This window comes from Pseudomonas sp. A-RE-19, assembly GCF_019956555.1.
Classification (GTDB): Bacteria; Pseudomonadota; Gammaproteobacteria; order Pseudomonadales; family Pseudomonadaceae; genus Aquipseudomonas.
Map to the genome: position 1 here is coordinate 38,506 of NZ_JAHBDQ010000014.1, position 24,076 is coordinate 62,581.

Annotated in this window: 18 protein-coding genes and 2 pseudogenes; 11 read left to right on the forward strand and 9 right to left on the reverse strand. The window is 59.8% G+C overall.

Annotated features, from left to right (window positions below):
- Nucleotides 1–11 precede the first annotated feature (11 nt).
- From KGB14_RS11295 to KGB14_RS11310, 4 genes are all read left to right on the forward strand, one after another.
- The gene (locus KGB14_RS11295) at nt 12–3,059 is read left to right on the forward strand and encodes a hypothetical protein (protein WP_223486553.1); all 3,048 of its coding nucleotides are present in this window, start codon (nt 12–14) and stop codon (nt 3,057–3,059) included.
- Nucleotides 3,059–4,120 carry a hypothetical protein gene (locus KGB14_RS11300; RefSeq protein ID WP_223486555.1) on the forward strand — a complete coding sequence of 354 codons (1,062 nt, stop codon included), beginning with the start codon at nt 3,059–3,061 and terminating at the stop codon, nt 4,118–4,120. Before KGB14_RS11295 ends, KGB14_RS11300 begins: the two co-directional genes overlap by 1 nt.
- A gap of 210 nt (nt 4,121–4,330) precedes the next feature.
- Entirely contained in the window at nt 4,331–5,395 is a 1,065-nt protein-coding gene (locus tag KGB14_RS11305) for a hypothetical protein (protein WP_223486557.1), read from the forward strand.
- Nucleotides 5,385–5,948 (forward strand): AP2/ERF family transcription factor, encoded by a 564-nt coding sequence (locus KGB14_RS11310; protein WP_223486559.1) that lies wholly within the window; start codon nt 5,385–5,387, stop codon nt 5,946–5,948. Before KGB14_RS11305 ends, KGB14_RS11310 begins: the two co-directional genes overlap by 11 nt.
- A 64-nt stretch (nt 5,949–6,012) precedes the next feature.
- Here the strand turns inward: KGB14_RS11310 and KGB14_RS11315 are convergent, their stop codons facing one another.
- The 8 genes and pseudogenes from KGB14_RS11315 to KGB14_RS11350 form a co-directional block, all read right to left on the reverse strand.
- Nucleotides 6,013–7,014 (reverse strand): PleD family two-component system response regulator, encoded by a 1,002-nt coding sequence (locus KGB14_RS11315; protein WP_223486561.1) that lies wholly within the window; start codon nt 7,012–7,014, stop codon nt 6,013–6,015.
- Nucleotides 7,015–7,062: 48 nt separating this feature from the next.
- On the reverse strand, nt 7,063–8,073 hold the full coding sequence (locus tag KGB14_RS11320) for a chemotaxis response regulator protein-glutamate methylesterase (RefSeq protein ID WP_223486563.1): 1,011 nt from the start codon (nt 8,071–8,073) through the stop codon (nt 7,063–7,065).
- A complete protein-coding gene (locus KGB14_RS11325) occupies nt 8,070–10,358 on the reverse strand; it encodes a hybrid sensor histidine kinase/response regulator (RefSeq protein ID WP_223486565.1) in 2,289 nt (762 codons plus the stop codon). Before KGB14_RS11325 ends, KGB14_RS11320 begins: the two co-directional genes overlap by 4 nt.
- Nucleotides 10,355–11,035: a chemotaxis protein CheW gene (locus tag KGB14_RS11330; protein WP_223486567.1), complete on the reverse strand. Its 681-nt coding sequence runs from the start codon at nt 11,033–11,035 to the stop codon at nt 10,355–10,357. Before KGB14_RS11330 ends, KGB14_RS11325 begins: the two co-directional genes overlap by 4 nt.
- A complete protein-coding gene (locus KGB14_RS11335) occupies nt 11,032–12,309 on the reverse strand; it encodes a CheR family methyltransferase (RefSeq protein WP_223486569.1) in 1,278 nt (425 codons plus the stop codon). The genes KGB14_RS11330 and KGB14_RS11335 overlap by 4 nt, the downstream gene beginning before the upstream one ends.
- On the reverse strand, nt 12,306–12,842 hold the full coding sequence (locus KGB14_RS11340; protein ID WP_223486571.1) for a chemotaxis protein CheW: 537 nt from the start codon (nt 12,840–12,842) through the stop codon (nt 12,306–12,308). Before KGB14_RS11340 ends, KGB14_RS11335 begins: the two co-directional genes overlap by 4 nt.
- Nucleotides 12,842–14,464, reverse strand: coding sequence for a methyl-accepting chemotaxis protein (locus KGB14_RS11345; RefSeq protein WP_223486573.1), 1,623 nt, complete (start codon nt 14,462–14,464; stop codon nt 12,842–12,844). Before KGB14_RS11345 ends, KGB14_RS11340 begins: the two co-directional genes overlap by 1 nt.
- A 266-nt stretch (nt 14,465–14,730) precedes the next feature.
- Nucleotides 14,731–14,871, reverse strand: a pseudogene (locus tag KGB14_RS11350) (DUF533 domain-containing protein); the annotation flags it as partial.
- Between the two features lie 103 nt (nt 14,872–14,974).
- Here KGB14_RS11350 and KGB14_RS11355 point away from each other — a divergent pair.
- The 7 genes from KGB14_RS11355 to KGB14_RS11385 all read left to right on the forward strand — a co-directional run bounded on the left by KGB14_RS11355 (nt 14,975) and on the right by KGB14_RS11385 (nt 23,230).
- Nucleotides 14,975–15,889: a LysR family transcriptional regulator gene (locus KGB14_RS11355; RefSeq protein ID WP_223486575.1), complete on the forward strand. Its 915-nt coding sequence runs from the start codon at nt 14,975–14,977 to the stop codon at nt 15,887–15,889.
- A 99-nt stretch (nt 15,890–15,988) separates the two neighbouring features.
- Entirely contained in the window at nt 15,989–17,476 is a 1,488-nt protein-coding gene (locus KGB14_RS11360; protein WP_223486577.1) for a gamma-aminobutyraldehyde dehydrogenase, read from the forward strand.
- A 92-nt stretch (nt 17,477–17,568) separates the two neighbouring features.
- Nucleotides 17,569–18,720, forward strand: coding sequence for a putative ABC transporter substrate-binding protein YdcS (gene ydcS, locus KGB14_RS11365; protein ID WP_223486579.1), 1,152 nt, complete (start codon nt 17,569–17,571; stop codon nt 18,718–18,720).
- A 104-nt stretch (nt 18,721–18,824) separates the two neighbouring features.
- Entirely contained in the window at nt 18,825–19,862 is a 1,038-nt protein-coding gene (locus tag KGB14_RS11370) for an ABC transporter ATP-binding protein (protein WP_223486581.1), read from the forward strand.
- Nucleotide 19,863: 1 nt separating this feature from the next.
- Nucleotides 19,864–20,811 carry an ABC transporter permease gene (locus KGB14_RS11375; RefSeq protein WP_223486583.1) on the forward strand — a complete coding sequence of 316 codons (948 nt, stop codon included), beginning with the start codon at nt 19,864–19,866 and terminating at the stop codon, nt 20,809–20,811.
- Nucleotides 20,801–21,625: an ABC transporter permease gene (locus KGB14_RS11380; RefSeq protein ID WP_223486585.1), complete on the forward strand. Its 825-nt coding sequence runs from the start codon at nt 20,801–20,803 to the stop codon at nt 21,623–21,625. The genes KGB14_RS11375 and KGB14_RS11380 overlap by 11 nt, the downstream gene beginning before the upstream one ends.
- A 180-nt stretch (nt 21,626–21,805) precedes the next feature.
- Nucleotides 21,806–23,230, forward strand: a complete 1,425-nt coding sequence (locus KGB14_RS11385) for a gamma-aminobutyraldehyde dehydrogenase (RefSeq protein WP_223486588.1) — start codon at nt 21,806–21,808, stop codon at nt 23,228–23,230.
- Nucleotides 23,231–23,449: 219 nt separating this feature from the next.
- On the opposite strand, the pseudogene KGB14_RS11390 reads toward KGB14_RS11385, so the two are convergent.
- A pseudogene (locus tag KGB14_RS11390) lies at nt 23,450–24,076 on the reverse strand (RloB family protein).

Below are 24,076 nucleotides of genomic sequence, written 5' to 3' on the forward strand. Positions count from 1 at the left end.
AAGACCCGGCGTTGCGCGCCCAGCGTTGTCAAAGCCCTGCGCTGCAATGCGAGAGCCACGCGTTCAAACGGATTTTCGACGAGAAGCCCGATGGGCAAGCGATGCTGGAGGCCTTCAGCGGCATCAACGCGTGGGACGCACAAGCGTCCGATAGCGCGACGAAAGCCACCGTCACCTGGCGCAACCTCGCCGAGCGGGCCTTTCCGGTCAGCCTGATCGCCCCACAACGCGCACGCCAAAGCGGTTTCGAATACCTGCTGGACCATCCGGGGCGTTACGTGTGCGACCTCTCGGGACAATTCCCTGCGCAGCGCAAAACAGAAGCCAAGGCCTGCCTTGATCAATGGGAGCAAGGCACCACGCCGTCCTTGCCTGCCACCCTCGAAAGCAGCGCCTGGGCTGATGGTCTCGCCACGCTGTTGAGCCAATTACGTGGTGAAACGCCGACCGCCGATGAAGCGGACCTCTGGCAACCCCAGCCCACCGTCGTCGATGTGCTGGAAGCCGCTCGGCAACGGCGTGTGTGCGGTGTGCTGCTGGAAGACCCTCGCTACCGCCTGCGACATCTGCTTTCACAGATCCAACAGCAACAACAACTGCTGACGTTGTATGCCGAGCGCGCCAGCCTGCACCCGCACCACGCCAGCGCCGTACTGGTCCAGCAACTGATCGTGCCGGCGAACATTGGCGGTCAGAAAAACCCGCTGCATGCCTGTTTCGACAAAGTGAAAGAGGCCGGTCGCCGCGACATCAACCGCTTTACCGCCACCGCTGAACGTGCCCTGCTCTGGCAACAACTGAACATGGCGCAGGCGCTGCTCGCCGAGTGCCTGCAACAACCGGTGACGCAGCAAACCCTGGCCGATCATTTGAGCCTGGACGGCTTTGACTACCTCGCCGCGCTGTTTGCCGTCAGCCAGACCTTCGCGGCCCTCGCCACCGTGCCCGCGCAACTCGATCCGCTGGCCAGCAATGGCGATGCCACCAACGCCGTGACCGGTTTGAGCCTCTACAGCCCCCAGGCCAGCGTCGGCCAGGCATTGCTCAACGACATCGCCCACGACCCGGCGCATCCGCTGCACGGGATGCTCTGGCCCACCGTCGATGACGCCGCACTGGCCGCGCCTTACCTGCCGCCCACCGAGAAAACGGTTAACGACGGTGATGGCCGTTTACGCGCCGAACACCTCGCCGTATTTGAAAGCGATCCGGGGCCTTATTACCCGCAAGTCGAACACCTCGACGGGCACCTGCTCGAAGGCCTGTTGGCCAGCGGCAGTCTGAACAGCACGCTCACCGGCCAATCGAAAGCGACGGTCGGCACGTTAGTCAGCATCTACGAAAATCTCGCGGGCGCCCTCGAAACCGCCAGCAGCGCGGTGAACAAACCGTCCGGGGCGCAGAGCGCGAGCGTGGCCCCCACCAGTGCCTATCTGCATGGGCTTGGCGTGGGGCTGTTGCGCAGCCTGATGCCCAACACTTTTGGCGAGGCGCATTTCATCAATCGCCGGGACGCCGACCCGCAGCGTGACTACCTGTTCGGTCTGTCCGATGTGCCGTCCGGCGAGCAGCGGCCACGGCGGGTGATGGGTGAGTATCTGGATGCTCAGGGGCGACCGCTGAAGACGGGGAATACGGATGCGTTCGAGGAGCCTTCCCGCCTTCGTGGCAGTGATCACAAACTGCTGGCGATGCCGGTGGAGCATCCGACGGCGCGCAATCTTAGTGGGCTGAATCAGCGGATTAATGGGGTTTATAAGGAGGATGTGGAGGCTCGGGGGGCAGACAACGCGAAAGTGAAAGGCGCGTTGCAGAGGGGCGTGGATGAGCATGCGGAGTTGGGGAACAGCCGGGTTTATCGGGTGTTGGGCTCGCTGCCGTTTGCGGCGGGGGTTTTGATGTTGGAGGTTTGGAATGTGCGGATGGAGATCAATTCATTCAAACAAACCACAAGAGAGAAAGGAGCTGGAAGAGCAGTTGTCGGGTCGGGTGGAGCACTTGTTGATCTGACTATTGCGCTAGAAATGCTGACTGTAAAATTCGCCGCTAACAAATCAGTTTTAATGGCTGGTCGCAAAGTTCTTTTTACTATTCCAGATGAGGCCGCGAAAAAAATCTTCCGTTCTTATGCCAAGCGCTTAATCAGAAAATTTACCGGTCGCCTTATCTCACAAATACTATCGGGCTCTGTCTTTGCGTCCATAAGCTTGTACGACGCCTGGTATGCCAAAAAATGGGGCGATGATGCAATGTGGGGGTATCTGATGATGGCTACAGGCGGCATCGTCAGCACTGCCAGCAATCTGATTGTCGGCACCGTCACCTTTCTGGAATTGGGTCCGGGTGGTTGGGCAGCGCTGATATTGATCGTGATTGGTGCAGGGCTCGCTTGGTGGCTGACCGACAAGCCCATCGAAGAATGGCTGGTCAATGGCCCTTTCGGCACTCAAGTTCACTCAGGCAATGCGCACCTGCTAGATCCGCAACGCGGTTTCTACTACCTGATCAGTTTGTTTGCCGACATTCGCATCAACATCGGCACCAACCCTGAATTCATTCCCAATGCCAAATACGACGTTCACGCCAAGACGCCTTTTCAAGTGATCTCGTCCAATACCTGCATTCGCATTGAAAGTAACTTACCGGGTTTAATTGCCAACTTGGGCACGCTCAACATCAATACCCACTACCGACTGAATACGTTCGAACTCAAGGGTGGGCGCCTCAAAAGTGAAACCGTGCCGTTCAAAAAACTGATTAACAGTCAACTCCTCCAACCCAAAGCACAAAGGCGGCTACAGCAGGGACTGGAATTGTTCTTCGAAACCCCACCGAACTATGCCTTCGATTTGGTCACAGGGTCATCAGGCATCTCACAACAATGGCAAGTGAGAGCGCAGTGTGTACTGGAACAAAAAAATCAACGCTGGCACTTCCCTGCACCACCGCCAAAGGATGGCACGCCATTTGACGCAACCCGCAATAAACCCAACTTCGGCAGCGAAGGTGCACTTTACTGGGCAGACGAAGTGTCAAACAAATCACGGAACAGTAACTGATGACCAATGAATCGTGGTACGCCAAAACGGCCTATGGGGCGCGCGAGGTACCTCAGCAAGAACGTTCAACTGAACGTCCGTGGATCATGCGTTTCGCCAAGGCCAGACTGCCATGGGGCAATGCAGATGACGTATGCCCGGTAAGTTTTGTAGAGGATTACTCGCCAAACGACCTTCAAACTCAAGAACAACTCAAGAGAGAACGCGAAGAGCAAATAGCCAAAGCAGCCTATTCTCCGAACCCCTTCGAAGATATTGATTTTCATATAAGGGATGATCACGAACGCTTTAGGCATGCCCTCCTTCCCGCGAGCTCCCACTTCTGGATTCACTTGTACTCGATAGGTAGGTTTCTATTTTGGTTTTTGTTGTTTATATTATCTGCAACATCCCTCCTAATACTAATAAATATCGATGAAGATCGGCGCGAAACAGCATATTACCTCATCAAATTTTCCTCCATCGCTCTCGGACTTCCATTAATTTCATGGACAATAGGAAAATTGGTAATACATAAATCCCCCAACCTCTGGATAAAAGCATCCCGAGGCCCCATCTGGGAACTCAACCGCCGCACCGGCCTGGTCACTGTCTTCGACTACAAAAACAACGGCGAATATAAAAAGAACGGCACCATCGGCGAACTCACCGCGCCGTTCTACGAGTTCGATGCCTATATCGCCACCTCCCCGGACAGTCAGGGCATGCCGCTGAACGTGCTCTACCTCGCCCACCGCTACCGCAACATCATGATCAACTTCGGCGCGCTGCTCTGCCCCGGTCCAGAGGCGCAACCCGCGTGCGCCCTGTGGGATTTCATCCAGAACTACATGGACGTCAGCCGCCCGCTGCCGGACCTGCCCCAATACGAGGAATACCGCCACCTCGACCCCACCACCGCCGAATACGACCGTCTCACCGGCCGCAACCCGCGCTTCTGGATCGACATGGACGACGCAACGTTCAAGCAGGTGGTCAGGGAGATGCACCAACGCGTCGACAGCATCGACACGTTTGAGCGGCCGAATTTGATGGCCAGGTATGTAACGTATGTCGATTGAGCGACAAAAAACATGTGACGTCATTGCACAACAATGGCAAGTGAGAGCGCAGTGTGTACTGGAACAAAAAAATCAACGCTGGCACTTTCCTGCGCCACCACCCAAGGACGGCACGCCATTCTACGCAACTCACAATAAACCCGACTTCGGCAGTGAAGGTTCACTTTACTGGGCAGACGAAGTGTCAAATAAATCACGGAACAGCAACTAATGAGCAATGAATCGTGGTACGCAGAAACTGCCTATGGGATGAGCGAGGTACCTCAACAAGAACGTTCAACTGAACGTCTGTGGATTATGCGTTTCGCCAAGGTCAGGCTGCCTTGGGGCAATGCAGAGGACATAACATCTGTAAACCTTCTCGAAAAATTCTCACCTAAAAAACTCCGTCTCCATGAAGGATTCAAGAAAGAACGCGAAGAGCAAATAGCCACAAACACCTATGCCCCGAGTCCGTTCGAACACATCGATTTTCACATCAGGGATGACCACGAACGCTTTAGATATGCCCTCCTTCCCGCAAGCTCACACTTCTGGCTGTACATGAGGCTTTTTGGAAAATGGTTCTTTTACATATTTTTTACACTTAGTATTCCAAGTCACTTCGTGATGACTTCAGCAACAACAGAACCATTCTGGGAACTAACAAAACGTTCAATATTCGAGTACTACTCCTGGTTTCTCGGCCTACCACTCCTATCCTGGGCAATCGGTTCATTAGTCATCAAGCACTTCCCCAGCCTCTGGATAAAACCCTCCCGAGGCCCCATCTGGGAACTTAACCGTCGCACTGGCCTGGTCACCGTCTTCGACTACAAAAACAACGGTGAATATAAAAAGAGCGGTACCATCGGCGAACTTAACGCGCCATTCTACGAGTTTGATGCCTATATCGCCACGTCCCCAGACAGTCAGGGCATGCCGATGAACGTGCTCTACCTCGCCCACCGCTACCGCAACATCATGATCAACTTTGGCGCGCTGCTCTGCCCCGGCCCCGAGACACAACCCGCGTGCGCCCTGTGGGATTTCATCCAGAACTACATGGACGTCAGCCGCCCGCTGCCGGACCTGCCCCAATACGAGGAATACCGCCACCTCGACCCCACCACCGCCGAATACGACCGTCTCACCGGTCGCAACCCGCGCTTCTGGATCGACATGGACGACGCGACGTTCAAGCAGGTGGTCAGGGAGATGCATCAACGCGTCGACAGCATCGACACATTTGAGCGGCCGAATTTGATGGCCCGGTATGTGACGTATGTCGATTGATCAGCCACCACCCGAGAACGGGGCACTGATGGTCACTGGAATCCCGGATGCACCCGCAAACGCTAACGACTACGCAATCATCCGAGTCCGCCACAAGAAATCAGGAGCCATGGCTTGGCGGGTATCGTTGTACCGGGATGGCGCCATGAAGGTGCACAAGGAATTTACGTTCATTAGCCATGGAGGTGAGGGGCCAGCACGTGCCGCTGCCGAGCGGTTTCGCAATGAGCAGATGCTCCGCTTCCCACCACCACTAAGCTGCACTATTCGTCAAAAGCTGCGCATCAATAACACCAGTGGCCTGGCGGGTGTTTCACGACAGACGAACGGCAAGAACACCTACTGGATCGCGCAAACGACGACCCGTAAAGGCAAAAAGATTTCCCGGTCATTCAACGTGGCAACGTTCGGTGAGGAACAGGCGAAACACAAGGCTATCGAGGCGCGAAAGGAGCAACTGGCGACCATCGAACATCGGACTTTTCGTCGTCAGCGCGGCGAAAATCTCTACGGTGAATTGCTGCAGGGGGGCTCGACGGCGTCCGAAGTATGAAAGAAACGCCGTTGCCGTAATCGAATAACCTGTGGTGGGGGGCGTGTTGGAACCCCGTCACCTGCTACTCAATGCCCACCTGATTGCGCCCATTGTTCTTCGCCAGGTACAGCCCCTTGTCCGCCGCCGAGATCAATTGCCGGCAATCGCTGCCCGGCTGCGGGATCAAAGTCGACAGGCCGATGCTGATGGTCAGGCTCGAACCTTCGGTCGGGAAAATGTGCGGGATTTTCAACCCGGCCACGGTCTGGCGCAGTTTTTCCGCCACCATTCGCGCACCGCCCGGCGAGGTGTTGGGCAGGACCAGGACGAACTCTTCGCCGCCGTAACGGGCCGGCAGGTCCGAGGGCCTGGCGCTGGCATCGCGAATCGCCGTGGCGACCTTGCGCAGCGCTTCATCGCCTTCAAGGTGGCCAAAACTGTCGTTGTAGGACTTGAAGTAGTCGACGTCGATCATCAATAACGACAGTTGGGTCTGGTCCCGCAGCGAACGCCGCCACTCCAGCTCCAGGTATTCATCGAAATGCCGGCGGTTCGATAGCCCGGTCAGGCCGTCGGAGTTCATCAAGCGTTGCAGCACCAGGTTGGTGTCGAGCAATTGCTGCTGGCTGACCCGCAGCGCGCGGTACGCCGCGTCACGTTGCAGCAGGGTCATGTAGGAGCGCGAGTGATAGCGGATACGCGCCACCAGTTCGATGTTGTCCGGCAGTTTGACCAGGTAATCGTTGGCCCCGGCGGCAAACGCCGCGCTCTTGATCAGCGGGTCTTCCTTGGTCGACAGGACAATGATCGGAATGTCCTTGGTCGCCGGATGATTACGGTATTCGCGCACCAGGCTCAGGCCGTCGAGGCCAGGCATGACCAGATCCTGAAGGATCACCGTCGGCTTGATGCGGATCGCCTGGGCAATAGCCTGATGCGGGTCGGCACAGAAATGGAAGTCGATGTTGTCTTCGTTCGACAGACCACGCCGCACCGCCTCGCCGATCATCGCCTGATCGTCCACCAATAACACCATGGCGGCGTTTTCGTCGGTTTTGAAGTCGTCGAGCTGTAATTCATTCATGTGCGGTCACCTGAGTACTGCTTGGGCCACGATTGCTGCTAATGATAGTCATTTTGGGAAAATCTCCAGCAATCGTGGCGCTATCTTGTCCAGTGGGCGAACTTCCACAGCCGCATCGATGGCCGCGGCCGCCTTCGGCATGCCGTACACCGCACTGCTGTGTTGGTCCTGAGCGATGGTCAGGTAGCCCTGTTGGCGCATGAGTTTAAGCCCCTGCGCGCCATCGCGCCCCATACCGGTCAGCAGCACGCCCACGGCGTCACCGCTCCAGTAACTGGCCACACTCTCGAAAAACACATCGATCGAAGGCCGATAGATCTCGTTGACCGGTTCGGCGGTGTAGGCCAGCGTGCCATTTTTGAGCAGGCGAATATGGTGGTTGGTGCCGGCCAGCAGGACCGTGCCGCTTTGCGGCGGTTCGCCTTCCTGGGCCAGGCGCACGTCCAGGCCACTGGCACTGGCCAGCCATTCGGCCATGCCGGCGGCGAACACCTGATCCACATGCTGGACCAGCACGATGGCCGCCGAAAAATCTCGCGGCAGGCCCTTGAGCAGCACTTCCAGCGCCGCCGGTCCGCCAGCGGAGGAACCAATGGCCACCAGGCGCTGGCGCGAGGCCGAATGACGATGCGGGCTCGGCGCCGATCGCACCCGATTGCTCTGGTCACCAATCAACCAGCCAATGTTCATGATCTTGCGCAGCAGCGGTGCGGCGGCTTCCTGAGCATTGCCGGCCCCCAGCGCGGGGGTATCGACCACATCCAGCGCGCCGTAGCCCATGGCTTCGAACACCCGATGCACGTTCTGCTGGCGGTCGACGGTGACAATGACAATCGCGCAGGGGGTCTCGGCCATGATCCGCCGGGTCGCTTCCACGCCATCCATCAACGGCATGATCAAATCCATCAGGATCAGATCCGGGGTGTATTCAGTGCAACGCTGCACCGCCTCGGCCCCGTTGCCGGCGACCCAGACCACCTCGTGCGCCGGCTCGAATGCCAACGCGCGGCGCAAAGCCTCCACGGCCATGGGCATGTCGTTGACGATGGCGATTTTCATGCCCGCGCGCCTCCAATGAGCTCAACCACTGCATCCAGCAAAGCGTCATCATGAAAACTCGCTTTGGCTAGATAATAGTCGGCTCCGGCGTCCAGTCCACGACGGCGGTCTTCTTCACGGTCCTTGTAGGACACCACCATCACTGGCAGCGATTGCAAACGGTTGTCGCGGCGCAATAAAGACACCAGCTCGATGCCATCCATGCGCGGCATGTCGATGTCGGTGATCAGCAGATCGAAGTCCTCCGAACGCAAGGCATTCCAGCCATCCATACCGTCCACCGCCACGGCGACGTCATAGCCGCGATTGAGCAGCAGTTTGCGCTGCAACTCACGAACGGTCAGGGAATCGTCGACCACCAGAATCCGTTTACGCGCCGCTTCGACCGCCTGATTGGCGTGTCGGGCGATGCGCTCCAGACGCCCGGTATTGAGCAGTTTATCGACCGAACGCAGCATGTCTTCGACGTCGACGATCAGCACCACCGAACCGTCGTCGAGCAAGGCCCCCGCGGAAATGTCCTGCACCTTGCCCAGACGCTCGTCCAGCGGCAGTACCACCAGCGTTCGCTCGCCGATAAACCGCTCGACCGCCACCCCGTAGATCGCCTCGCGCTCGCGGATGACCACGACTTTGAGGGTTTGCGCGCTGTTCTGGTTCGCCGGCCGATGCAACAGCTGACTGGCGGCGACCAGCCCGACATGCCGGCCTTCATGCCAGAAATGCTGGCGCCCTTCGACCTGCACGATGTCCTCCGGCGCCAGGTCGCACATGCGCTCGATATGCGCCAGCGGGAAGGCATACGCCTCATCGCCGACGTCCACCACCAGGCTGCGCACCACCGACAGCGTCAGCGGCACCTCGAGATGAAAGCGACTGCCCTCGCCCGCCGTCTGTTCCAGCATCACGGCGCCGCGCAATTGGCGAACCATGTGCTGAACCGCATCCAGGCCAACGCCACGCCCGGAAACTTCGGTGACCGTGTCGCGCAGGCTGAAACCCGGCAGGAACAGGAATGTCAGCAGCTCCTCTTCGCTCAATTGGGCGGCAGTCTCGGCTGGGGATAACTGCCGCTCGACGATGTTGCGGCGAAGCTTTTCCAGGTCGACGCCATTGCCGTCATCGCTGAGCTCCAACACCAGCAGACCGGCCTGATGGGACGCGCGCAAACGGATCAGGCCTTCCTCCGGCTTACCGGCCAATAACCGTTGTTCGGGCATTTCGATGCCGTGATCCACCGCATTGCGCAGCAGGTGCGTCAGCGGCGCTTCGAGTTTTTCCAGTACGTCGCGATCGACTTGAGTCTTGTCGCCCTCGATCTCCAGCCGCACCTGCTTACCGAGGCTGCGGCCAAGATCGCGGACCATACGCACTTGCCCGCTCAGTACGTCGGCGAACGGCCGCATGCGGCAGGCCAGCGCCGTGTCATACAACACCTGCGCACGCTGACTGGCGTGCCAGGCGAACTCATCCAGCTCGGCGTTTTTTTCCACCAGCAACTGCTGGGACTCCGCCAGCAATCGGCGGGCATCGCCCAGAGCTTCCTGGGCTTCGAGGCTCAAGGCATGATCCTTGAGATGGACGTTGAGACTTTCCAGCGCCCGCAGGCCGTTGCTCTGCATGCGTTTGAGGCGCTGCATGGTGGCCAGGTGCGGCTTGAGCCGCTGGGTCTCCACCAGGGATTTACTCGACAGGTCGAGCAGGCTGTTCAAGCGCTCGGCCGTGACGCGCAATACGCGTTCGCCACTTTCGGTGGTGCGTTTAGCCATGGGCGCTGGCTCGGCGGGCGCTGCCGGGGGCGCTTCGGTAGTGGCCGACACGGGCGGCTCAACCTTGGGCGTCGGCGGTTCCAGCTGAAGTTCTGCCATCGGCGGCGCGATGGGGGCAGTGGCCGCCATGTGATCAAGCAGCCGTCCCATCAAAACGACGTAAGCTTCGACATCCGCAGGCGCAGGAGCATTGCCCGGCGTCGCAATCCGCATCAGCAGATCGGTGCCTTGCAACAGCGCATCAATGTATTCGGGCCGCAGGTACAAGCGCCCTTCCTGGGCGCTGACCAGGTAATCCTCCATCACATGGGCAACGCTGACCCCGGCATCGACACCGACAATCCGCGCCGCGCCCTTGAGCGAATGGGCCGCACGCATGCACGATTCAAGGTAATCGGCCTGGGTCGGATCGCGTTCAAGCGCCAAAAGACCTGCGCTCAGCACCAGGGTCTGGGCCTCGGCTTCCATGCTGAACAGTTCCAGCAAAGAGGCGTCACGCATTTGCTCGGGGGTCATGTGAGGCTCCGGGTCACGGCGGACAGCAACTGTTCTTCATCCAGCCAACGCAGGCTGCGACCTTTGAATTGCAAGACGCCACGGGTGTATTTGGCGCTGGCCTGGGCGCCGGACTGAGACGCGGCATCGAGAATGCACTCGTCGATGGCGTGAATCCCGTCCACCTCGTCCACCGGCACCACCACCGGCCCGCCGTGGGCGGCGATGATCAGCATCCGCGGCATCACCCGCGCGCCGGCCACGCCACTGGTGGCGTCGAGCCCCAGCAGCTCTACCAGCGACAGGCACGCCACCAAGGCACCGCGCACATTCGCCACGCCAAGCAACGCCCGGGAGCGCTGATGCGGCAAGGAGTGAATTGCTTGCAGTGGCGCCACTTCGACCAGACTGCGAGTGGCCAGGCCCAACCATTCTTCGCCGAGGCGAAACATCAGCAGCGAGCGGGTTTTCACGTCGCTCTCGGCCACAGTCGAGACCTGCCCGCGGTCTTCCTGCTGCAAGGCGTAGCGATCGAGCAAGCGCGTGGCGGCAGCCGAATACACCGCACAATTGCGGCAATGAATATGGTCGCTCAGCAGCGGGCAGGATTTGTCGCCGTGGATACCGATGCGGTTCCAGCAGTCGTCAATGGCCTGGGCATCTTCATGGGTGACGCTCAAGATGTCGGAAGCGCTCATCGTTTACGCTCACTGTCTGCGGCACGCTCGCTGCGGGCGGCACGGGCCTGCAATCGTCTGGCTCCCGCCGTGTCGCCCTGGGATTGCAGCAAGGCGGCCAGGTGCATCAACGCGTCGGGGTGTTGCGGTTCGAGGTACAACGCCTTGCGATAAAAACCCTGGGCCTCCAGGGCACTGCCGGCGACATCGCTGAGCAGCCCCAACCAGCAGAACACCTGGGCCACCGGTTCGTGACTGCGCAAAAAACGCTCGCACGCGGCGCGGGCCTCGGCACTTTTGCCTTCATTGGCCAGCGCCGCGATGTTCGCCAGCAGCGTGGCGGCGTCCGAAGGGGTGGCTTGCGAAGAGGGGGCGGCAACCTGAGGCATCGGCACGACCGTCGCGAAAGGCCGACTGCGCATGGGCGGCGGAGTCACGTTGCGCACTGGCTGTTGCATCGGCAACGGCGTCGGCACGAAGGTCGCGAACGATTCAGGCGCACTTTGACGACTGAAGGCAAACGACTGCGGGATACCAATCGAGCGCATACCGAAACGCCCCAGCAGACTGCCCTCCGCCGGGCCGATAAACAGCACGCCGTCGACGTGGGTCAGGCGCTTGAGCACTTCGAACACCTGCTGCTGGGTCGGCTGATCGAAATAGATCAGCAAATTGCGACAGAACACGAAGTCATAGGGCGGTTCATTGGCCAGCAACGTCGGGTCCAGCAGATTGCCGACCTGCAAACGCACCTGCTCAAGCACGCGCCCGCTGAGGCGATAGTTGTCGTTTTCAGCGGCGAAATGCCGCTCGCGAAACTCGACGTCCTGGCCGCGAAACGAATTCTTGCCATACAGCGCGAGCCTGGCCTTCTCCACCGACAGCGGGCTGACATCCATGCCGTCGACCTTGAACTGGTGCGGTGCCAGCCCGGCATCGAGCAACGCCATGGCGATGGAGTACGGTTCTTCGCCGGTAGAGCACGGCAGGCTGAGAATCCGCAGGGCGCGCATGTTGTTGATCGCCACCAGCCGCTTGGCCGCCAGTTTCGCCAGCGTGGCGAAGGACTCCGGGTACCGGAAAAACCAAGTCTCGGGGACGATCACCGCTTCGATCAGCGCCTGTTGTTCATCCCGCGAGCCCAGCAGGGTGTGCCAGTACTCATCGGCCGTCAGCGCCCGGGCCGCCGTGATGCGCTGGCGCACCGCGCGTTCGATGATCGCCGGGCCGACCGAGCCCACATCGAGGCCGATACGTTCTTTGAGGAAATCGAAAAACCGTTGATCGCTGCTCATCCCTGCTCCTCAAACTGCGCCAGGTCCAGCGGCGGCGAGGGAAACAACAAGGCCCGAACCTGTGCGTCCAGCAAATCGGCAACCCGCACCCATTGCAGTAAACCCTGGGCGTCTTCGCGCACCGGCCCCAGGTACGGCGCCTGGCGATTGTCCAGGCCATAAGGCTGAAAGTCCGCCGGACTGCAGCGCAACGTGTCGGTGACCTGTTCCAGAATCAGCCCGAGCAATTGCGCCGGCGCCGCCTCATCCGGCCGATAGTGCACCAGCACCAGTCGCGTGCTGGTGCGGGCCTGGGCCGGTTGGCCGAACGTCAGGGCGCTGAGGTCGATCACCGGCACCACCGCGCCACGATAGGCGAACACCCCCGCCACCCAGCCCGGCGCCCGGGGAATGGGCTTCAACGGCAGATGCGACAGCACTTCGGCCACCTCGATGGCCTGCAAGGCATAGCGCTCGTTGCCGATGCGGAACACCAGAAACAACGACTGCTTCACCGGCAGCACCGCGCCGCGTTTGACCGCGAGTTCGCTCATCAGACTTTGAATCGCGAAACGCCGCCACGCAGCCCCACGGCCACCTGGCTCAATTCGTCGATGGCGAAACTGGCCTGACGCAGGGATTCGACGGTCTGGCTGCTGGCGTCACCCAACTGCACCAGCGCGTGGTTGATCTGCTCGGCGCCCGTGGCCTGGGCCTGCATGCCTTCGTTGACCATCAACACCCGTGGCGCCAGCGCCTGAACCTGATGGATGATCTGCGACAACTGCTCGCCCACCGACTGCACCTCGGACATGCCACGGCGCACTTCTTCGGAGAATTTGTCCATGCCCATGACCCCGGCCGACACCGCCGACTGAATCTCGCGCACCATCTGCTCGATGTCGTAGGTGGCCACAGCGGTTTGGTCCGCCAGACGCCGCACCTCGGTGGCGACCACGGCAAACCCGCGACCATATTCACCGGCCTTCTCGGCTTCGATTGCAGCGTTCAGGGACAACAGGTTGGTCTGGTCGGCGACTTTGACGATGGTCACCACCACCTGATTGATGTTGCCGGCCTTCTCGTTGAGGATCGCCAGTTTAGCGTTCACCAGATCCGCCGCGCCCATCACCGAATGCATGGTGTCTTCCATGCGCGCCAGGCCTTGCTGCCCGGAACCGGCCAGCACCGAAGCCTGGTCAGCGGCGGTGGAGACTTCGGTCATGGTGCGCACGAGGTCCCGCGAGGTGGCGGCAATTTCACGGGATGTCGCGCCGATTTCAGTGGTGGTGGCCGCGGTTTCGGTGGCGGTGGCCTGCTGTTGCTTGGACGTCGCGGCGATTTCCGTAACCGACGTGGTGACCTGCACCGAGGAGCGCTGCGCCTGGGATACCAGCGAGGTGAGCTCGGTCATCATGTCGTTGAAGCCGACTTCCACCGCGCCGAACTCATCCTTGCGATCAAGATCCAGACGACTGCTGAGATCGCCTGTGCGCATGATTTCGAGGATCTCCACGATGCGATTCATCGGCGCCATGATCGCGCGCATCAGCAACAGACCACAGAGGCCAGCCACGATAATCGCCACCAGCAAAGAGACGCCCATGCTGATTTTGGCGGCCGTCACCGCGTCACCAATGGCCAGCGTGGCTTTTTCGGCCTGGGCGTGATTGTTTTCAAGAAGGCTGCTCAGCTGCTTGCGCCCATTGCTCCAGGCCGGCGTAAGTTTTTGCTCCAGGGCAAGGCGCGCGGCGTCGTACTCTTTGCGCTGATAGAGATCGAGAACGTTGGCCATTTCTTTGTTGTAGAGCTGATGACGCACTTCGAACTCATCGAACAGGACCTGATCCTCCTGCATGAAAATGGTTTTGCGGTAGTTGGCCATCTGCTCGTCCAAGCGCTCTTCGAAGCTCTTGTACATGGCTTGGTCGGCGGCGGTTATTTCGCGACGTCCGGAAAGGCCGACAATCTGTTGGGTGAGGTTAAAACTGTCGACCCAGGCACCGCGGATCATCGAACTGAAATACACACCGGGGACCGCATCGGTACGGACCGTTTCTGCGTCGGCGTCGATCTTCATCAGCCGAGAAAAAGACACCACGACCATCAACAGCATGATCGCGATAATTACCGCAAAGCTCGCCAAGATGCGTTGGCGTAACGTCCAGTTCTTCACAGTCAGTCCTCGGGGCGAGTCAAATTGCCGGGGAGTATAGCCGAGGGCCTGTGGGAGCGGGCTTGCTCGCGAAGAACGATAACGCGGTGTTCCTGACGAACCTTTGTGGTGAGGGGCTTGCCCTCTCGCCACAAGCCAAAAATCCGTTGCCTGACACACTGCCTTCGCGGGCAAGCCTCGCTCCTACAGATTTGTGTCGAACGACAAGGGGGCGTACGACCATTAACCGTAGGAGCGAGGCTTGCCCGCGAAAGCGATCCAAAGACCTATATAGAAGCCTGCCGCACCTGCTTCTCCAACTCCACCTTCAACCCCGGCTCCAGCTTCAACTGCCGCGCCAGCTCATCGAGGTAGGACTTCTCCATGAAGTTCTCCTCATCCACCAACATCACGCTGGCGATGTACAGCTTCCAGATGTTGCCTGCCACGCCAAATGCTCGCCCCTGCCCATCGATTAAAAAGATATACACTCGATCAAATCTATAAAAACCGCCCACCGGGTACTTTCCCATGATGACCTTGCGCCAGATCCGTCACTTCATCGCCGTGGCCGAGACCGGCTCGATCTCAGCCGCCGCACAAACCGCGTTCATTTCTCAATCCACCCTGACCCTGGCGATCCAGCAATTGGAGCAGGAAATCGGCGTCGGCCTGTTCAACCGCCACGCCAAGGGCATGACACTGACCCACCAGGGCCACCAATTCCTGCGCCAGGCGCACCTGATTCTGGCGACGGTGGACAACGCCAAACGCAGCCTGCAACAGAGCACCGATCAGGTGGCCGGGCAATTGATCATCGGCGTGACCAGCCTGGTGGCCGGCTATTACCTCGCAGATTTACTCACCCGCTTCCAGCGCGCCTACCCCAATGTCGAGCTCCGGGTGATGGAGGATGAGCGGCCCTACATCGAGCATTTGCTGGTCAGCGGTGAGATCGATGTCGGCGTGCTGATCCTGTCCAATCTCGAAGACCGTCACGCCTTGCAGACCGAAGTGCTGACTCACTCGCCCCATCGGCTGTGGCTGCCGGCCCAGCATCCGCTGCTGGAACACGACAGCATCAACCTCGCCGACGTGGCCCGTGAACCGTTGATTCAATTGAACGTCGATGAAATGGACCGCAACGCGCAACGCATGTGGTCTGCGGCCTCGCTGCAACCGCGCATCACGTTGCGAACAGCCTCGACGGAAGCGGTACGAAGTCTCGTGGCCGCAGGACTGGGTGTCTCGATCCAGCCCGATATGACTTACCGACCGTGGTCTCTGGAGGGCGACATCATCGAAGCGCGGCCGATCGCCGACCTGAGCCAGACCCTCGACGTAGGCCTGGCCTGGCGTCGCGGCACAGCGCGCCCAGCCTTGGTGGACCCGTTTCTGACCGTCGCTCGCGAACAACCCCACGGCGGGCGCAAGCCATCTATTTAATCGAACGCCACCTTCAGTATTTAGTATTTGTCGACCACAGGCCCGGCCACTAGTCTTGAGGCATCTATAAGACGGCCGGCCCCAGTCACAGGGAATCCCATGGCCACACAAGAAAAGAGAACCCGAAAAATGGCTGGCGCGCAGACCCCGTTGTTCACCGCGTTATTGATCGATGGCGAATTGGTCGCGGGTCAGGGCTTTGTCGAACCGATCCTCAACCCGGCCACCGGGGAAGTACTGACCCAAATCGCGGAAGCGAGCACCGAGCAGGTCGAAGCCGCGATCCTCGCCGCCCACCGCGCCTTTGCCAATTGGTCGCGGACCACGCCGCAGCAACGCTCGAACCTGTTGCTGGACATCGCCAACGCCATCGAAAAAAACGCCGACCTGCTCGCCCGCCTCGAATCCCTGAACTGCGGCAAGCCGTTGCACCTGGCCCGTCAAGATGACTTGAGCGCCACGGTCGATGTGTTCCGCTTCTTTGCCGGCGCCGTGCGCTGCCAGACCGGCCAGCTCAGCGGCGAATACCTGCCGGGTTACACCAGCATGGTCCGTCGCGATCCGATTGGCGTGGTCGCCTCGATTGCGCCGTGGAACTACCCGATCATGATGGCTGCGTGGAAAATCGCCCCGGCCCTGGCCGCCGGCAACACGCTGGTGTTCAAACCGTCGGAACACACGCCACTGTCGATTCTGGCGCTGGCACCGGCGCTGGCCGAAATCCTGCCGCGCGGCGTGATCAATATCATCTGCGGCGGCGGTGAAGGCGTCGGCAGCCATTTGGTCAGCCACCCGAAAGTGCGCATGGTGTCGCTGACCGGCGATATCGTCACCGGGCAAAAAATTCTGCAAGCCGCAGCGAAAACCCTGAAACGCACCCATCTCGAGCTCGGCGGCAAGGCCCCGGTGATCGTCTGCAACGATGCGGACATTCAAGCCGTAGTCGAAGGCGTGCGCACTTATGGTTACTACAACGCCGGCCAGGACTGCACCGCGGCGTGCCGGATTTATGCGCAAGCCGGAATTCACGACCGACTGGTGGCCGAACTCGGCGCGGCGGTCGGCAGCCTGCGCTTCGCCGGTAAACGCGATGCCGACAACGAGATCGGCCCGTTGATCAGTACCCGCCAGCGCGACCGCGTGGCCAGTTTCGTCGAACGAGCCCTCGGTCAGCCGCACATCGAGCGCGTGACCGGCGCGGCGGTGCATTCCGGTGCCGGCTTCTATTACCAGCCCACCTTGTTGGCCGGGTGCAGGCAGAGCGATGAGATCGTCCAGCGCGAAGTATTCGGGCCGGTGGTCACCGTGACCCGTTTCGAAGAACTCGAACAAGCAGTGGACTGGGCCAACGACTCGGAATACGGCCTCGCCTCTTCCGTCTGGACCCAAAACCTCGACAAAGCCATGCAGGTGGCGGCGCGCTTGCAGTACGGCTGCACCTGGATCAACAGCCATTTCATGCTGGTCAGCGAAATGCCCCACGGCGGCCTGAAGCGTTCGGGCTATGGCAAGGACCTATCCAGCGATTCGCTCCAGGACTACAGCGTGGTGCGACACATCATGGCCCGCCACGGACAGCATTTATAAAAGCGCACTACGCTAACAATTAGCCATAACGGCATTGGCTTCACCCCCGTTCAGAACTGCCCCGACCATAATTTAAAGAAGAGGGTTCACCCATGTTCGTGCACAAGACCGCACTGCTCAGTGCAATCACCACGGCGCTGCTGGCCAGCGCCAGCCTGCAGGCTGCCGAACCGCTGAAAGCTGTCGGCGCCGGCGAAGGACAGTTGGATATCGTCGCCTGGCCTGGCTATATCGAACGGGGCGAAACAGACAAGGCCTATGACTGGGTCAGCGGTTTCGAGAAGGAAACCGGCTGCAAGGTCAACGTCAAGACGGCCGGCACGTCCGATGAAATGGTCAGCCTGATGGCCAAGGGCGGTTATGACCTGGTGACGGCGTCCGGCGACGCCTCCCTGCGCCTGATCGCCGGTAAACGTGTGCAGCCAATCAATACCGCATTGATCCCCAACTGGAAGAATCTCGACCCGCGCCTGAAGGATGCACCGTGGTATGTGGTCAACAAGCAGACTTACGGCACCCCGTACCAGTGGGGCCCGAACGTGCTGATGTACAACACCAACGTGTTCAAGCAACCGCCAACCAGCTGGAGCGTGATATTCGACGCGCAAAACCTGCCTGACGGCAAACCCAACAAAGGCCGGGTGCAAGCCTACGACGGCCCGATCTACATCGCCGACGCGGCGCTGTACCTCAAGAGCACCAAGCCGGAGTTGGGTATCCAGAACCCCTACGAGCTGACCGAAGCCCAGTACAAGGCTGTGCTTGATCTGCTGCGCGCTCAGCAAAAGTTGATCCATCGCTACTGGCACGACACCACCGTGCAAATGAGTGACTTCAAGAACGAAGGCGTGGTGGCCTCCAGCTCCTGGCCCTATCAGGTCAACGGCCTGATGAACGAGAAACAACCGATCGCCTCGACCATCCCGAAAGAAGGCGCCACCGGGTGGGCCGACACCACCATGTTGCACGCCGAGGCCAAGCACCCGAACTGCGCTTACAAGTGGATGGACTGGTCGCTCAAGCCAAAGGTCCAGGGCGATGTGTCCGCCTGGTTCGGCTCGCTGCCGGCGGTCCCGGCGGGATGTAAGGAAAGCGAACTGTTGGGCGCCGAGGGGTGCAAGACCAACGGTTTCGACCAGTTCGACAAGATCGCCTTCTGGAAAACTCCGCAGGCTGAAGGTGGCAAGTTTGTGCCTTATAGCCGCTGGACCCAGGATTACATCGCGATCATGGGCGGTCGTTAAGCCCTCTTCGCGAGCAGGCTCGCTCCCACATTTGATCGCATTCCCCTGTGGGAGCGAGCCTGCTCGCGATGTTTTTAAAGATTCAGATCTTTGGAGCACGCACCATGACCCTCGCAGTCCAGTTCACCAACGTCTCCCGTCAATTCGGCGAAGTGAAGGCCGTTGACCGGGTTTCCATCGACATCCAGGACGGCGAGTTCTTTTCCATGCTGGGCCCTTCCGGCTCGGGCAAAACCACCTGCCTGCGCCTGATCGCCGGTTTCGAACAACCGAGCGCTGGCTCCATCCGTATTCATGGCGCCGAAGCCGCCGGGTTGCCGCCGTATCAGCGTGACGTGAACACCGTGTTCCAGGATTACGCGCTGTTCCCGCACATGAACGTCCTCGACAACGTCGCCTACGGCTTGAAAGTCAAAGGCGTCGGCAAGGCTGAACGCCATAAACGCGCCGAAGAAGCCCTCGACATGGTCGCCCTCGGTGGCTACGGCGAGCGCAAACCGGTTCAACTTTCCGGCGGTCAGCGTCAGCGTGTGGCCCTGGCCCGCGCGTTGGTCAATCGCCCTCGCGTGTTGTTGCTCGACGAGCCCTTGGGCGCCCTCGACCTGAAGCTGCGCGAGCAAATGCAAGGCGAGCTGAAGAAGCTGCAACGCCAGCTCGGCATCACCTTCATTTTCGTCACCCACGACCAGACCGAAGCGCTGTCGATGTCCGACCGCGTGGCCGTGTTCAACAAGGGCCGCATCGAACAGGTCGACACGCCGCGCAACCTGTACATGAAACCGGCAACCACCTTCGTCGCCGAATTCGTCGGCACTTCCAATGTGATTCGCGGCGATCTGGCGCGGCAGTTGAGTGGCAATCCACAGCCGTTTTCGATCCGCCCGGAACACGTGCGTTTCGCCGAAGGCCCGCTGGCCAGCCATGAAATCGAAGTCAGCGGTCTGCTGCATGACATCCAGTACCAAGGCAGTGCGACCCGCTATGAACTGAAGCTGGAAAACGGCCAGACGTTGAACATCAGCCAGGCCAACGTCCAGTGGCTGGATGTCAGCACGCAACATCAGACCGGGCAACGCATCAGCGCTCGTTGGGCACGCGAAGCGATGATCCCGCTGCACGACAATGTTGTGGGCGGGGTGTGAGATGAACAGCGTGACGCTCACTCGAACCCCGACCAGCGGCTCGCCGTTGCGCCGGTTTTCCAACCTGCTGTACCGACGGCCGAATCTGTATTTATCGATGCTATTGGTGCCGCCGTTGCTGTGGTTCGGCGCGATTTACCTCGGCTCGCTGCTGACGTTGCTGTGGCAAGGTTTCTACACCTTCGATGACTTCACCATGGCGGTCACCCCCGACCTGACCCTGGCGAATTTCGCTGCGCTGTTCCAGCCGTCGAACTTCGACATCATCCTGCGCACCCTGAGCATGGCCGTCATCGTGTCCATCGCCAGCGCCGTGGTGGCGTTTCCGATCGCCTACTACATGGCGCGTTACACCACTGGCAAGACTAAGGCGTTTTTCTACATCGCGGTGATGATGCCGATGTGGGCCAGTTACATCGTCAAGGCTTACGCCTGGACTTTGCTGCTGGCCAAGGGCGGCGTGGCCCAGTGGTTCGTTCAGCACCTGGGGCTGGAGCCCGTGTTGCAGTTCGTGCTCGGGATTCCGGGAGTGGGCGGCAGCACCTTGTCGACCTCGCACCTGGGGCGGTTCATGGTGTTCGTCTACATCTGGCTGCCGTTCATGATCCTGCCGATCCAGGCTTCGCTGGAACGCCTGCCGCCCTCCTTGCTACAAGCCTCGGCGGACCTCGGCGCCAAGCCGCGCCAGACCTTCATGCAAGTGATTCTGCCGCTGTCGATTCCGGGCATCGCGGCCGGTTCGATCTTCACTTTTTCCCTGACCCTGGGCGACTTCATCGTGCCGCAACTGGTGGGCCCGCCGGGTTACTTCATCGGCAGCATGGTTTACGCCCAGCAAGGGGCAATCGGCAACATGCCGATGGCGGCGGCCTTTACCCTGGTGCCGATCGTGCTGATCGCCATTTACCTGTCCATCGTCAAACGTCTGGGGGCCTTCGATGCGCTCTGATTCCTCATCTCAAGATCAGGCTTCTTTAGGCCTGCGCATCGCGGCGTGGGGCGGGTTGGTGTTTCTGCACTTCCCGATCCTGATCATCTTCCTTTACGCCTTCAATACCGAAGACGCGGCGTTCAGCTTTCCGCCCAAGGGCTTCACCCTGAAGTGGATCGGCGTCGCCTTCTCCCGGCCTGACGTGCTGGATGCGATCAAGCTGTCGTTGCAGATCGCCTCCATCGCGACGCTGATTGCGATGGTCCTCGGCACCCTCGCGTCAGCGGCGTTGTACCGGCGGGATTTCTTCGGCAAGCAAGGCATCTCGCTGATGCTGATCCTGCCGATCGCCCTGCCCGGGATCATCACCGGGATCGCCTTGCTGGCGACCTTCAAGACCCTGGGAATCGAGCCAGGAATGTTCACCATCATCGTCGGTCACGCGACCTTCTGTGTGGTGATCGTCTACAACAACGTCATCGCCCGCTTGCGCCGCACGTCATACAGTTTGATCGAAGCGTCGATGGACCTTGGCGCCGATGGCTGGCAAACCTTCCGCTACATCGTCCTGCCGAACCTCGGCTCGGCGCTGTTGGCCGGGGGCATGCTGGCGTTCGCCCTGTCGTTCGACGAAATCATCGTCACCACCTTCACCGCCGGCCATGAACGCACCTTGCCGTTGTGGCTGCTCAACCAGCTCAGCCGCCCACGGGACGTGCCGGTGACCAATGTCGTCGCAATGCTGGTGATGATCGTGACCATGCTGCCGATTCTCGGCGCCTATTACCTGACCCGTGGTGGGGAAAGCGTTGCGGGCAGTGGCGGGAAATAACTGACAACTCATTCCCCTCTGGTGGAACGGAAATCTAATGTGGGAGCGGGCTTGCTCGCGAAGAGGCCATCACATTCAACATTGATGTTGACTGACCCACCGCCTTCGCGAGCAAGCCCGCTCCCACATTAGATCCGGTTCCCATAGAGGAAATACAACCGCTTCGATGAGGACAACGTCATGCAAACCAAACTCTTGATCAACGGCCAACTCGTCAACGGCGACGGCCCCGCCCAAGCCGTGTTCAACCCGGCACTCGGCCGTGTACTGGTGGAAATCAACGAAGCCAGCGAAGCCCAGGTCGATGCCGCCGTGCAGGCCGCCGATACCGCCTTCGAAGGCTGGTCGCAAACCACGCCGAAAGAGCGCTCACTGCTGCTGCTCAAACTCGCCGACCTCATTGAAGCCCATGGCGAAGAGCTGGCCAAACTGGAATCGGACAACTGCGGCAAACCCTACAGCGCCGCGCTGAACGACGAGATCCCGGCGATTGCCGATGTCTTTCGTTTCTTCGCCGGTGCCAGCCGTTGCATGAGCGGTGCGCTGGGAGGGGAATACCTGCCCGGCCACACCTCGATGATCCGCCGCGACCCGGTGGGCGTGATTGCCTCCATCGCGCCGTGGAACTACCCGCTGATGATGGTCGCCTGGAAAATCGCCCCGGCCCTGGCCGCCGGTAATACCGTGGTGCTCAAGCCGTCGGAACAAACCCCTCTGACCGCCCTGCGCCTGGCAGAACTGGCGTCGGAAATCTTCCCGGCCGGCGTGCTTAACCTGGTGTTCGGTCGTGGTCCGACGGTCGGCAGCCCACTGGTCACTCACCCGAAAGTGCGCATGGTGTCGCTGACCGGCTCCATCGCCACCGGCTCGAACATCATTTCCAGCACCGCCAACAGCGTCAAGCGCATGCACATGGAACTGGGCGGCAAAGCCCCGGTGATCATCTTCGACGACGCCGACATCGACGCCGCCGTGGAAGGCATTCGCACCTTCGGTTTCTACAACGCCGGCCAGGACTGCACCGCCGCCTGCCGCATTTACGCGCAGGCGGGCATCTACGACCAGTTCGTCGAGAAGCTCGGTGCGGCCGTCAGCAGCATCAAGTACGGCTTGCAGGACGATCCATCGACGGAGCTGGGCCCGTTGATCAGCGCGCAGCATCGCGACCGCGTGACCGGGTTCGTCGAGCGAGCCATGGCGCAACCGCACATTCGGTTGATCACCGGTGGCAAAGCGGTGGAAGGCAATGGTTTCTTCTTCGAGCCGACAGTACTGGCCGACGCGCAACAGGACGACGAGATCGTGCGCCGCGAAGTGTTCGGCCCGGTAGTGTCGGTCACCCAGTTCACCGATGAAGCGCAAGCACTGGCCTGGGCCAACGATTCAGACTACGGCCTGGCATCGTCGGTCTGGACCGCGGACGTCGGCCGCGCCCATCGCCTGTCTGCACGCCTGCAGTACGGCTGCACCTGGGTGAACACCCACTTCATGCTGGTCAGCGAAATGCCGCACGGTGGTCAGAAACTGTCTGGTTATGGCAAAGACATGTCGATGTATGGGCTGGAGGACTACACCGTTGTGCGGCATGTGATGTTCAAGCATTGAAAGCTTCGCGGGCAAGCCTCGCTCCTACAGGTTTGTGTCAATCAATGAAACGACGCGATCCCTGTAGGAGCGAGGCTTGCCCGCGAATGGCGTCGTCACGAACTCAAGGAAGACACCCCGCAACGTGCACCACCAGGTCCCACACCAAAAGCCAAACAAATTGAACCGATCTAACACCCTCAATGCTGGCCACACTTCTATGTGGCAGGGTTGAGGGTGTTAGATCGGTTGTGGTTTGGAAAGTATTTCGAATTCATCCATCAGCAGATGGATTTCGGTGCTGGGATTGGGTTCGCCACTAATGGCGACGTCCTCGAGAATCTTGGGTGCCAAAGCTCTGGCTGTCTGAAAAGGCTCACCCAATAGCTGAGCAAATTAGCTGATGTCTTTGCCCTTCTGGTACTTATCCATGTTCGGCTTTTCTCTGAGGCTCTTGGCTACCAAGTCGCCCGGAGAGTTTTTCCCAACAGCTCTAAATGGCTTTCGATTGAAACCGAAGTGCAAAAGAAGCCAAAACTCAAAACAGGGAAACGATGCTATGACTTTGATTTTCGGATGAGGCCTCGCCAGATCTATGGCTCGCTCAAAACATAGGTGCGTATCGCGATCCAATGCACAAAACACTTTGTCGAAACGTTTCTGACGGGCAATGGCTCTTTCTACTATACCGCTCGGGTGCGTGACTCCGCAGTGGGCAATTTCTACCTGAGCCTTGGCGCGAAAATGAAAGGCGGCCTCCTCCAGATACCGTTTTCCTGACTTGCTATCTTCACACAGAACCAGCACTTGAGGCTGGGGCTTGAATCTTGATTTCTTCCGATCAAATGATGTTGTCGAGTGCACCAT

What these genes read in the sequence shown, in the direction of transcription:
- KGB14_RS11330 (WP_223486567.1), bottom strand. Translation starts at nt 11,035, where the DNA reads ATGAGCGCTTCCGACATCTTGAGCGTCACCCATGAAGATGCCCAGGCC.
- KGB14_RS11325 (WP_223486565.1), bottom strand. Translation starts at nt 10,358, where the DNA reads ATGACCCCCGAGCAAATGCGTGACGCCTCTTTGCTGGAACTGTTCAGC.
- KGB14_RS11300 (WP_223486555.1), top strand. Translation starts at nt 3,059, where the DNA reads ATGACCAATGAATCGTGGTACGCCAAAACGGCCTATGGGGCGCGCGAG.
- KGB14_RS11380 (WP_223486585.1), top strand. Translation starts at nt 20,801, where the DNA reads ATGCGCTCTGATTCCTCATCTCAAGATCAGGCTTCTTTAGGCCTGCGC.
- KGB14_RS11385 (WP_223486588.1), top strand. Translation starts at nt 21,806, where the DNA reads ATGCAAACCAAACTCTTGATCAACGGCCAACTCGTCAACGGCGACGGC.
- KGB14_RS11335 (WP_223486569.1), bottom strand. Translation starts at nt 12,309, where the DNA reads ATGAGCAGCGATCAACGGTTTTTCGATTTCCTCAAAGAACGTATCGGC.
- KGB14_RS11305 (WP_223486557.1), top strand. Translation starts at nt 4,331, where the DNA reads ATGAGCAATGAATCGTGGTACGCAGAAACTGCCTATGGGATGAGCGAG.
- KGB14_RS11355 (WP_223486575.1), top strand. Translation starts at nt 14,975, where the DNA reads ATGATGACCTTGCGCCAGATCCGTCACTTCATCGCCGTGGCCGAGACC.
- KGB14_RS11310 (WP_223486559.1), top strand. Translation starts at nt 5,385, where the DNA reads ATGTCGATTGATCAGCCACCACCCGAGAACGGGGCACTGATGGTCACT.
- KGB14_RS11360 (WP_223486577.1), top strand. Translation starts at nt 15,989, where the DNA reads ATGGCCACACAAGAAAAGAGAACCCGAAAAATGGCTGGCGCGCAGACC.
- KGB14_RS11370 (WP_223486581.1), top strand. Translation starts at nt 18,825, where the DNA reads ATGACCCTCGCAGTCCAGTTCACCAACGTCTCCCGTCAATTCGGCGAA.
- KGB14_RS11340 (WP_223486571.1), bottom strand. Translation starts at nt 12,842, where the DNA reads ATGAGCGAACTCGCGGTCAAACGCGGCGCGGTGCTGCCGGTGAAGCAG.
- KGB14_RS11375 (WP_223486583.1), top strand. Translation starts at nt 19,864, where the DNA reads ATGAACAGCGTGACGCTCACTCGAACCCCGACCAGCGGCTCGCCGTTG.
- KGB14_RS11320 (WP_223486563.1), bottom strand. Translation starts at nt 8,073, where the DNA reads ATGAAAATCGCCATCGTCAACGACATGCCCATGGCCGTGGAGGCTTTG.
- KGB14_RS11315 (WP_223486561.1), bottom strand. Translation starts at nt 7,014, where the DNA reads ATGAATGAATTACAGCTCGACGACTTCAAAACCGACGAAAACGCCGCC.
- ydcS (WP_223486579.1), top strand. Translation starts at nt 17,569, where the DNA reads ATGTTCGTGCACAAGACCGCACTGCTCAGTGCAATCACCACGGCGCTG.